The sequence below is a fragment of the Flavobacterium sp. NRK1 genome (assembly GCF_024054175.1).
GTDB lineage: Bacteria > Bacteroidota > Bacteroidia > Flavobacteriales > Flavobacteriaceae > Flavobacterium.
In genome coordinates this window covers 1,828,706-1,841,044 of the sequence record NZ_JAMXLA010000001.1, presented here as the reverse complement: position 1 = coordinate 1,841,044, position 12,339 = coordinate 1,828,706, and the positions used below count along the sequence as shown (strand labels likewise).

General features: G+C 37.5%; 6 protein-coding genes. All 6 read right to left on the bottom strand.

Translation table 11 applies throughout. The features are described 5' to 3' along the window. Positions 1-284: 284 nt before the first annotated feature. The 6 genes from deoC to NHE85_RS08370 all read right to left on the bottom strand — a co-directional run bounded on the left by deoC (position 285) and on the right by NHE85_RS08370 (position 12,221). Positions 285-1,031 carry a deoxyribose-phosphate aldolase gene (gene deoC / locus NHE85_RS08395; RefSeq protein ID WP_252811563.1) on the bottom strand — a complete coding sequence of 249 codons (747 nt, stop codon included), beginning with the start codon at positions 1,029-1,031 and terminating at the stop codon, positions 285-287. 46 nt (positions 1,032-1,077) lie between these two features. Continuing rightward, complete coding sequence (locus tag NHE85_RS16740; protein ID WP_252811561.1) at positions 1,078-1,452, bottom strand: VanZ family protein; 375 nt, start codon at positions 1,450-1,452, stop codon at positions 1,078-1,080. Further along, complete coding sequence (gcvH, locus tag NHE85_RS08385) at positions 1,445-1,825, bottom strand: glycine cleavage system protein GcvH (RefSeq protein ID WP_252811559.1); 381 nt, start codon at positions 1,823-1,825, stop codon at positions 1,445-1,447. Before gcvH ends, NHE85_RS16740 begins: the two co-directional genes overlap by 8 nt. 58 nt (positions 1,826-1,883) lie before the next feature. Next, positions 1,884-9,206 (bottom strand): cell surface protein SprA, encoded by a 7,323-nt coding sequence (sprA, locus tag NHE85_RS08380; RefSeq protein ID WP_252813288.1) that lies wholly within the window; start codon positions 9,204-9,206, stop codon positions 1,884-1,886. 84 nt (positions 9,207-9,290) lie between these two features. After that, entirely contained in the window at positions 9,291-9,872 is a 582-nt protein-coding gene (ruvA, locus tag NHE85_RS08375) for a Holliday junction branch migration protein RuvA (protein WP_252811558.1), read from the bottom strand. Positions 9,873-9,929: 57 nt separating this feature from the next. Beyond that, on the bottom strand, positions 9,930-12,221 hold the full coding sequence (locus tag NHE85_RS08370) for an NADP-dependent malic enzyme (protein WP_252811556.1): 2,292 nt from the start codon (positions 12,219-12,221) through the stop codon (positions 9,930-9,932). Positions 12,222-12,339: the final 118 nt, after the last annotated feature.

Sequence of the window (12,339 nt, the reverse complement as noted above, 5' to 3'; positions counted from 1 at the left end):
TAAAAACTTGCGCAAAGATACTCCAAAAAATACTTTTACTCAAAGTGATATCCTTAAAAAGAAGCCCTAAAAATATTTTTAAAAAATATCATATCCCCAACGCAACCTTTTTAAACTTTTGGCATCTTATAAATGTAATCACTTCCAAAAGTGTTACGCAAAGTTAAGTTGCTTTAAGAAAAAGAAAAATTTCGTTGGGAAACATTGCTATGAAAAAGAAATAAAATCCGCTTACGAAATTTGCTATGAAAAGGAAAACCTTCCCACTGGGAAGGTTTACTTTTTTAATATCCCCCATCTCCTGTATTAAAGCAATTTACAATAGCACCTGCAGAGGAGGTTCCAATTCTTTTTACACCTAAAGCTATCATCTGCTTCGCCTCTTCTATCGTTCGAACACCTCCTGCCGCTTTTACAGGTAATGGGAACGAATTTTCAAGCATCAATTTTATACCGGAAAGCGTAGCACCATTAGGAATCCCGTCGCGGGTTTTGTAAAATCCGGTTGACGATTTAACAAAAACAGATAAATAAAAGGTTTCTTCAAAATTAGATAGTATCACATTTTTAACCAGTGCACTTAGCTGAACAATTTCATGATCATTTAGCGCTGCAATTTCTATTATCCATTTAACCGTTTTGTTATGCTGCAGACAAAAACGTGTACATTCCAATACCTGTTTTCTTACATCATTAATGTATCCTGACTTAAAGCCTTCATAGTTGAGCACAAAGTCGAGATCATCTGCACCATCTTTAATTGCCTTGTCTGCTTCAGCAAGTTTTTGTTCAGTACTACCCTGTCCTAAAGGAAAATCAATAACAGTTCCCACATTTACTTTAGATCCGGAAATCGTTATTATTTTCCTGGCCATAGTTACCATTTCAGGACGGATCATAACTAATTTAAAATTCTGAGCGATAGCTTCTTCAATAGTATTTTTTACTATTTTAAGATTTTCATCTTCAGACACTCCGGCCTGCTGAGCGGTTTTTAAATACGTAGAATCTAAATATTGCCTGATATCCATATACATTAAATAAAAATCCCTTCCTGTAAATCGGGAAGGGACATTGTTATTTTTTTCTTTTTTCTAAAAGCCAAATCATCAGAATACTTAAAGCACTACCGGATGTATTAGCCAACACATCTATAATGTCAGCACTTCTTCCTTTTCCAATAATACCTTGACATATTTCAATAATAACCCCAAAAACAAAAGCTGCAATAAATATGTATATTTTCACTTTTTGAGGCGTAAGCTTATTGCTTTGCTTTAATGCATTTACCCATAAAAAAGTAAAAACAAAATAGAACATAAAATGAACTATTTTGTCTTTATTCTGAATGTGAAGCCACGAAACTTTTGGAATATTAGCTGCATTGGTAAGACATAGATATGCTACAAGCACCGTCCATGTTATAGCCGCTAATAAAAATTTATTACGCACCTATAAGTTCTTTGTATTGGTCACTGCTCAAAAGTCCGCTTTCTTCTGAAGCGTCGGAAATTTTAACTTTAACCATCCAGCCTTCTCCGTAAGGATCAGAATTTACTTTTTCAGGAGTAGTTTCTAAAGAATCATTAAATTCAATAATTTCACCTGAAAGTGGAAGAAAAAGATCAGATACTGTTTTAACAGCTTCTACTGTACCAAAAACTTCATCTTTAGCAAGAGTCTGGTCAAGAGTTTCTACCTCAACATATACAATATCGCCCAATTCTTTCTGAGCGAAATCTGTAATACCTACAGTAGCTACATCACCATCTATTTTAACCCACTCGTGGTCTTTTGTGTACTTTAAATTTGCTGGAATATTCATATTACTTTGTTTTACGCAAATGTATGTTTTATAAAAATAATTGTAAAATGTTTTTTTATTAATTTCCGAAATTATATCTAAGCGTAAATCCTGAACGAATATTGGTTATAGGATAAGAGGTAGATATAACTGCTTTAGAGAAAGAATGGTCATAATAGAATATTGCAGTCAGGTTTTTACTAAATGCATAATCTGCTGTAAATTTAACAGACCATATATTCTGACCCCCTCCAAGCTGATTGTTATCATAATCAAGGTAACGTATAATAGTTTCGTTTTTTCTAAGAGTAAAATCACATTTAAAATTCAGATCACTCTTAATAGTATTGGTTGGATTATCCGCAAGGCTTGAATTAATTATGACATCTTTAATACGATATCCAAGACCTATAACATATTCATTTCCTTTAACTTCAGTAAGCAGGTTATTATCAAAACTCATATTAAGCGTTCTGTCTTTACGTATTTCAGCTAATATTTTAATTGAATTTTTCATCTCAAAATCAACTCGTATAAGCGGATTAAACTGCTCAGATAAATTGACATTTGATATAATATATTTATTATAAAAATTACCTACACCATTATTATCGCGCCCGTTGCTGCCAACATCCGGATTTGTAACTTCAAAATTAGATCGGTAAGAGTTCACATTATAATGCGATGTATAATTATGCTGTAAAGAAAAACGCTTAAATCTGTCCTTAAAGAACTTATAACGCATAAGCCCTGTATATTTTACTGTCCAGTTAGGCAGCGGAATATCTTTAAATACTCCTGTAGATGTTTTTGAGGCATCCTGGCCGGAGTATGCAGAAACAAATGCCGGAAGCAGGACAGCCTGGCTATTACGTCCATATCCAAGCGGATATCCTGCATTAGCTTTACTAAAGTCACTTCCTGCATCAGGATCGCTCGGGGTATTATATCTCGGTATATTACCTGCTCCGTAACGCTCCGTTGCAAGTCTGTCGGCAATTATAAGTCGGTTTTCCCTCATCTGATCAAATGCTTCAGAACCATTTACATCACTTGCGCTGAAAGCTGTTTTTATCAGGATTGTAGATATCACGAAGTTACCAAAATCATATGGTGAGCGAGCATTATATACTCCCGTATTTAAATCCACATCATACTGTTCAGAATGATTTTTAGAGTACGTTCTGTCTCCAATTAATTCGATCTTAAAGTCCGGAAACAGATCTACTGATGCTGTAAGGTTAAGCTGTTTGGTATTAACTTCGGTGTAGTTCTGATTAAATTCAGGATATAATGTAAGATACCCGTTTCTTGCTGCCTCTTGCCTCACATCTGCCTGGCTGCCGAAAATAAAGCCCATTGTTGGTTTGCTTGTACCAAAAAAACCTAAAGAAGGCAGATAACCCGGTAATGAAGTACCATTAGTTTCTGTATAATTTATCTGAATATTTTTTACACTGGTTACTACTCCCAAAAGACCATCAAGAAACACATTTCCATCTGAATTTGTTTTAGGAGCTGCTGTTATCTTTTCTCCCGGCTTAGGAGCAGCTTTAGGCGCATTATTCTTATTTTTCTTTTTACCGGTAAGGCCTACATACTTATACAGTAAATCCATATTAAGCGTTGTATTCAGCTTATGTGAATTTGCGTTCTGAATAGTATTACCCAGATCATAAATAGTTCCGTTAAGCTCTGCAGTAGAAAACGCATCAGACGAACGGGTCCAGTTATAATTTCCCGAATAGGTATAAGTAGACTTCACAAAATTAAATACAGGTATTTTATTAATAGGAATATCATAATTTACAACATATTGTTGTGTATGCGTATTAGGTTCTCCTGTATTCCAGAAATCTTCCCAAATAGTATATTCTTCAATGGGCTTACCTCTCTCATCAAGATAATTTCTAACTATATTACTGGTTGCAACACTATAATTAAGTTTAAGTGATTTGGTAATATTATAGTTAAAGCCATATTGATAATTAAAGAAATAATTTCTCCTGTACAACGGACTAATAGGAATACCATCTACTTCAACATTTCTAAACTGCTGCCTGTTGTACTGCCTTATAATATTTGTACTAAAAGATATATTGGTTGGCAGGTAATTAAAGTTAAAATCCTGAAGCAGTTTCCAATACTGGCTTTTTTTCATAAAACCAACATTTTTAAGCGGCTCTATAGGCTTAGGTTTAAATGCATAGTTATAATCTACTGCTGTTCTTAACTGCTGGTCAAGCAAATCTTCCACCTCATAATCATGGTGCTCGGTCTGGTTAAACGAATAAGAAAGTGTTAAGTTTTCAGGATCATATACATGCGCTTTCTGTTCTGCCCCTCTTTCCTTCTTAACTCCAATAAAGTTTATACTTTTTCTTTTTGTATAATCTATTGCCCTGTTCCTAAGATTTTCTTTTTCAGCTTCATCAGTAGTAACATCCAGTAACTGGTCAAGCTTAACATCCTGTTGAAAAGGATCATATTCAGGCGTAATTGTTTCTTCACCTATACCATAGTTAAATGGCAGATTAATACCCCATTTTTTCGGCAAAAGTTTACCAATATTAACATTGGTAACAATATTATATTGCCTGGTATCTTCCCTGCTCCTTTCGTTCGGACTCTGATCTACAGTACCAAAACCGATAGTAGTAATTCTACCTGTAGCTGAAACTGTAGCAAAATCGGCAAAATTAGTATCCATACTACCCACTGCAGCATAACCCCCTTTATTATCCATATCAGATAAACGTAGCTCATTAAACCACACTTCACCCCTTATATTTCTTGTACCGGCCGGTGAATCTGGTTCCGCAGTTGCATTTTTAACACCCAGCATCAAGGTTCTTATATTACCAAAGTTAGGATTACCTTTAATACCAATAACCATATCCGGGCTAAGTGACCCATCTAAATCCTGAGCATTTACATAAGTAATACCATTAATATCGGCAGTAGGAACTTCGTTCTGAAGCTTTCGTATTTTTAGTTTTGTTAATGCTTCAAGTGTAACCAATATTTCATTCTCTTCAGGCCATATAGATTCTGCATCTGTAGAACCATTTGGCGTAACTTTAAGCTTCATCTCTACCTGATAGAAGTTATCAGTAAAGTCGTTACCAAAACGTAAAAATGCTTTCATCTCATTATTTAATAATGGAGATGTATCTGTTGGCAAAGCTTCAGCATGAAGGAACATTCTTAGCTTTTTAAACTGACGCATGTCAACATTCACATTCTTGAACACCGCACGTGAGTCGTTAGGTTCAAGTCCGCCATCTGCATTATTTGTCGGTTCAGGATATACCCTTAAAGATAATGCCTGCTCATTTTGATTAATAACCGCATTGTTACTATACAACTGTTCCCTTCTTACTCCCGGAGGCGTTACATAAGGTATTGGCGTACGGGAGCCGTTTTCCTGAACATTAAGCGCAACAACATCAAAGCCTGTAGGCTCTCCATTATTAGGCAGATCCGGGTTATACGGATCATTAGCATCAAGAGAATTGGCATAGCGCCTCCACTCTCCCCTTACAAGGTCAAGTGCTCCAAAACGCAGTGTTATATCATCTTTAAAGCCTTTTACCATAAGCCTCATGAAACGTATAGAACGTATACTGTTAATACCTCCCTGAGCAACCCCGGCATCTATAGGTATTTTATACAACAGCCATCTTCCTTTTAACTTGTCTCCCACTCCGCCACTTGAAGAACTCGGCGTGACATCAAAAGGCCTTACATCAACCACAAATCCATCTCCGGGCTGCACATTAGGCTGAATAGGAATTGTATATTGATAATAAGCATCAATAGTATTCATGGTGTTATCCCTATTGATATCTTCAGTATCCGGTTGCGTGGTAGATCCCCTGTTGGTGTCTCCTACATCTACGGGAGAGTTACCCTGTGTTCCATTATAGTTTTTATATCTGTCAAGAATACCCCCTGTAGCAGAAAGATAGAATTGGTAATTATCTGCGGAAGGGTCATCCAGTCCGCCATAACCTTGATCCTGAAATTTAACACGTTCTTCATCATCAGTTAATCCATCAAAACCGACATCCTGTACCGAACGGTTTGCTGTATCAGTATCAAAAGCATAAATAAGTGACTGCGATACCGGAACATCTCCCCAAACAGTAGAAAATACAGTACCATTACCATTAGCTTCAGGCAATCCGTTTTCATACTGCTTCCTGTTATCTTTTAATATATCTTCAGAAAGTTCCCCAAGATTGATCTCTAATGTACCTGTATTATCCGGAGATGCAGCATTGCCCTGATTACCATCGTCATATGGGTCCATTACCCAAAACTGAATATATTCTACATTTGTCTGTTCAAAGTTGGTAGAATTTATTGAACGCATTATAGCTGCCCAGTTGTCCTCAGCCTGTGTATCGGTAAATGTAAAATCCTGCGCAGGAAGAAGAGGATTAAAATTGTAAGGCCCTCTTTCCTTAGGATAATAACTAAGATCCAGCGTATTTACAACACGGCTCTGACCGGGAGCAACATCAGTTACCGGATAAAGCTCTTCATAATATACACGCCTTGTTTTATTAGACGATATATCTTCATCACTTATTCCATCAGGCTTTGTAGTTCCTGCATAGAATATAGGGTCAATACTATACCATGATAACTTCGCACGGTTGTATCCTGAGTCCAAACCATCAGGTACAGGTACTGAGCCATCATCCGATAATGCTGTTAAAGGCACACTTGAAAGTGTCCATCCTGATGCAGAGCGCATATCTATATTAGTTTGTGAACCTTCAAAATCATCTACATAAGTAGTTGCTTCACCGTTAAACTGATCGGCTTTTGAAGCGCCGGGTTTAAGATAAGCAAACTCACCCCTAAAAGAAAAATTAGAAGGAACATCGGTATCAAGGTTTGGCAATTTGTTTACCAAACGGGTAAAGAAAGGCACTTCTGTAGAAAAGTTAGCATTAACACCCATTATAGTGTTATTAACCGACTCCTGGCCATAGTTGGTTTTATTAGTAAATGGCCTTTCAGACATATTTAATAAGGTAGCACCAACCAAAAATTTATCATTGAATTTATGTTCTACATTAAATCCTGCAAAACGCCTGGTTTGCTGACCAAATACCGAGTTATTTTCAACAGAAACCTCTATTGGCGTATTAGAAGCCTGAAGTGAAGGATCTAATATCTGTACACGCCCCAACTGATAGTTTACTGTATAATCAACCCCTTCAACAAGTACCCTTCCACCCGCAGTTACCACAACCGATCCCTGAGGAACATTAAACGCCCCTAGTGAAATACCGTCACCACCTGTAGATTTAAATCGTCCGCGTAACTGGAATTTATTTTTTTGGCTGTCTTGTAATGCATCTGCCTGTGTACTTTTGTACATTTTACGATATACATACTTTTGCTGGTTGGCACTTATAAAGCTGGACTCAGGTGTATCATGATAGTCAGGTGCTACTTCACCCTCTGGGGTTAATTTATCATATAAAAATTCACCAAAAGGCTCTACAGTAGTGAATATGATTCGACCATATTGCGGATCTACTGTTATACCCGGATAGAAATCAAAGAAACCATCTCCGTCAACCTGCGGGTCATTAGTATAGTTAAGCCTGTCAACTCTAAACACTCTCAATAAAGGGGTATTTGCCACAGCGGTATCGTCTGTAGAATTAGGGTCCTGCTCCGGTAAAGGATCAATTACATTGCCCTGTGCATCTGTTGCAGGGGTAATATAGTTTAGAGGAGAAGGATCTGTATATAAGATATTCATCTTAAAATCTTCCTTATCAAGCTGGAATGCTCCCGGTATCTGATAAATATTTTTCATCATCAAATCCCATGACGGCTCATCAACATTTACAAGATTACTTCTAAGCATCTTAAGCATAAGGCTCTGTGTACTTGGTATATCCTGTCCCTGAGGATTTGTATCACTGCCACTAGGGTCAACTACAGTAGCTGCTACACCATCGGTACCAAATTCACCAACCTGATGCACTTCATCACCTATTGTATACTGATAAGCAACAGCAAGAACTTCATCATTATTAAGCTTTTGGTTTAGGGAAATATAACCTAACTGCGTATTAAGTGTATATTCACTTGAAGATAATTTTCTGGCATTTTCAAGTTTAGAATAATCACGGCCTTCACTTGCAGTTACGTTAAGAAAGCTATTATTACTTACCGTAACAATTTCTCTTACACTGGGTGCAAGCCATCCGCCATTTCCTATCTTTTCAGGATCAAACTGGTTATTAGCATTATCCGGAGGGGCATTTGGTCCTACTTCATTGCTAAAGAATCCCGGTACATCATAAAAACCTACAGCTTCGGGTGTAATATCAGCACCGGTCGGATCACCATTTTTACTAAGGCGGCCTTCTCCTAAATCCTGTATAGCTATAATATTTCTTGAATTATTTTCCGCTGCGTTAATTCTGTTTTGCCTGTTTGTTATCCAGACTTCTACACGGGTAATCTGCACCCTGCTGTCAATACGCGGATAATATTTAAGCGATTTATCATAAAGCGCCCTGAAATACTGCGAAAGGAAAAAGTGCCTGTCAGATTCATAATCCAGTCCGAAGATTTGGAAGTCCTGAATTGTTCCACCCCCTTGGGAAGTTACAGTTTTAGTCTGCGATTTTTGCTCTGAAAATATACCTGTAAAGGTAGTTTTACCAAACTGCATTGCAACCTTAACACCAAATAGGCTCTGTGCACCCCTTATAAGTGAATTGGAAAGAGGAAAGCTAACGTTACCAACTTCTATTTTCTGTAAGATATCATCTTCAGTAGGCGTATATTCAAGTTTTATAAGGTTCTGAAAAGCAAATGTAGATTCAGTATCATAATTAGCCGTTACATTTAACCTCGTACCCACTTTACCCTGAAGGCTCATAGATATACGCTGGTCAAAATCAAAGGTAAAAGTCCTCCTGTTTCGCGGAGAAATAGAAGGGTTATCCTGCTTAGTATATCTAACGCCGAGATCAAGCTCTACGGATCCCTGTGGCTTGATATCAATGGTATTACTACCGAATATTGTCTCAAAAAAGCTTGAATTTACATAATACCGGGGCAAAAGATTTTTTTGCTGCTCATCGGTTCCTTTGCCATCTATAGCATTCGATTTTTCCTGAAAATACGAACGCATAGACTCTCTTAACACTAATTCATGATATTGCTCAGGTGTAAGTATTATAGGGTAATTTATGCTAAAGCCATCAACCTTATTGGTATATATATATCGATTTGTAACAGGGTCATAAGTATAAGCCTCAACTACACTTTTTGGGTTAGGTATTTCAAGTTTACCTGTATTATAACCTTTTATAGTATCGCGTACCTCTTCATCATCTTCAGGCACCTGTGCCTGCATAGCAACACCAAAAAATAAAAATACCAGGGAAAGGGCATATTTTAAATTACTGCAAAAATCTTTAGAGTATTCTGTTTTCAAGGACTATAAATTTTTTAATGCTTGTTTTATAATTGTCTCAACGCTGGCCGATGGATTTTCTTTAACAATTTTCTCGATCGCCTTTTCTGCCAACTTCTTGTTAAAGCCCAATACCTCCAAGGCAGATAACGCTTCTTCTTTATTTGTATTGTTGTCTGAAGCGGAAACTTCCTCCAAATCGTATAGTTTTAACACTTTATCCTTTAAATCAAGTATTACTCTTTGGGCAGTTTTAAGCCCTATTCCTTTAATAGACTGAATAGTACCCACGTCTCCCATACCAATAGAGTGGATAATATGTTTGGGTTCCAGTGATGAAAGCATGGTTCTGGCAGTACCTGCCCCTACACCCGAAACAGATATAAGCAGTTTAAAAAGTTCTCTTTCTGCCTTTTCTGCAAAGCCAAAAAGTGTATGCGCATCTTCCTTTATCTGCAAAAAAGTATAGAGTTTTATATTTTCTGATTCGGGCAGTAATGAAAATGTATGCAGCGATATATTAACCTGATATCCCACACCATTGCAGTCTATAACTACATCGGTTGGTGTCTTTTCTACTAATCTCCCCTGAAGGTGTGCTATCATATATTTTTTTTAAGCCGTTCCCAAAAATAATAAAATTCTTTAACCCTGCACTAAAAACTATTTTTTGACCATTTTTAAACGTTTTTCTTTTTCCTGGGCATCAACAACTGCAACAGCAGCCATATTTACCATTTCTTCCACGCTTGCACCAAGCTGGAAAACGTGAACCGGTTTATCCATACCCAGCATTATAGGACCTATTGATACAACGCTGTCAAGTTCTTTAAGCAGTTTATATGTAATATTTGCGGCATCAAGATTAGGAAAAATAAGTGTATTCACTTTTTTGCCCGCAAGTTTAGAGAACGGGAATTTATCTTTAAGCATTTCAGGGCTTAGTGCAAAATCTGCCTGAATTTCACCATCTACTATAAGGTCAGGATAGTTTTTATGCAGATAAGCAACCGCTTCTCTCATTTTAACTGCACCCGGATCTGTAGAAGAACCAAAGTTTGAAAATGATACCATTGCCAGTACAGGCTCCATACCAAACATTCGCACAGTGCGCGCTGTCATAAGTGCAATTTTAGCAATATCTTCAGCAGTAGGATTAGGGTTTATAGCAGTATCCGAAAGGAACATTGGCCCGCGTTTGGTAAGCATCATGTTGGTAGTAGCAATTTTGCTTACTCCCGGTGCTTTGTCTATCAGTTGAATGATTGGCTTAACCGTAGAAGGGTAACTTCTGGAATATCCTGTAAGCATCGCATCAGCCTCACCTTCATTTACCATCATTGCCGCAAAATAATTACGTTCCCTCATCCATTTCTGAGCATCCAGTAAATTTACACCGCGTCGCTGTCTCGTTTCCCAATAAGATTGAGCATAGCGCAGCCTTCTTCCGTCCTCCTCATCAGTTTTCGGATCAATAATTGCCACTTCAGCCTCAAAGCCTATTTCTTCCTTAAGTTCATTTATAATCTCACGATTACCTAATAGTATAGGCTTGCCTATACCTTCTTCCAAAACAATTTGTGCTGCTTTAAGCACATCCAGATGATCTGCTTCTGCAAATACAATCCTTTTAGGAGCTGTTTTTGCCCTGTTGGTAAGCAATCTTACCATTTTATTATCATTCCCCAAACGCTCCAGGAGTTCTTCAACATATTTATCCCAATCCTGAATAGGATTTTTTGCAACACCGCTTTCCATTGCCGCTTTAGCAACAGCAGGAGCCACAACGGCTATAAGCCTGGGGTCAAAAGGCTTAGGTATAATATAATCGCGCCCAAAGTTTAGTTTGGTTTCTCCGTATGCAATATTTACCTGTTCAGGCACAGGTGCTTTGGCTAATTCGGCAAGTGCTCTTACAGCCGCCATTTTCATAGCTTCATTTATTTTTGAAGCCCTCACATCAAGCGCCCCTCTGAATATATAAGGGAAGCCCAAAACATTATTTACCTGATTAGGATGATCGCTTCTTCCTGTTGCCATAATAACATCAGGACGTGTAGCAACAGCCACATTATAATCTATTTCCGGTATCGGATTTGCCATTGCAAAAACAATAGGGTCGTTATTCATGCTAAGCAGCATCTCGGGAGTAAGCACGTTTCCTACCGAAAGCCCCAAAAACATATCTGCACCCTTTATAGCCTCAGCTAAAGTTTTTGCTTCTCCCGGCTGGGCATATTTCATTTGTAAAGGCAGCAGGTTCTCACGACTGGTTACCAGCATACCGTCTACATCAAACATTACAATATTTTCGGTTTTTACCCCAAGCAGTACATATAAGTTTGCACAGGCCAGTGCAGCAGAGCCCGCACCGGAAACAACCAGCTTAATATCTGAAATATTTTTGCCTGCAAGTTCAGCAGCATTTATAAGTGCGGCAGATGATATAATTGCGGTACCATGCTGGTCATCATGCATTACCGGAATATCAAGTTCTTCTACAAGCCTTCTCTCAATTTCAAAAGATTCAGGAGCTTTAATATCTTCAAGGTTAATACCGCCAAATGTTGGCGCTATATTTTTTACCGTTTCAATAAAAGCATCAATATCTTTTGTCCCTACCTCAATATCAAAAACATCAATGTCAGAAAAAATCTTAAATAACAGGCCTTTTCCTTCCATAACCGGCTTAGAGGCCTCCGGTCCTATATCTCCAAGTCCCAGTACTGCCGTACCGTTAGATATAACAGCTACTAAATTTCCTTTAGCAGTATATTTATAAACATTATTAACATCTTTTGCAATTTCAAGACAAGGTTCTGCAACACCCGGTGAATATGCTAACGATAAATCTCTTTGTGTAGCATAGGGTTTTGTGGGCACCACCTGTATTTTACCAGGATGGGGCTTTGCATGATATAGCAATGCTTGTCTTCTCTTACTGTATTGGTTCATTTTTGAATACTTTTTTTCTGGAACCCACAAAGGTAACCCTATCGTCGGAATTGTGAAATTTTTAACGCTATTCTTTTTACGAACGTTTTTTATGCGAAAAATGTATCTTTAAAAAAAT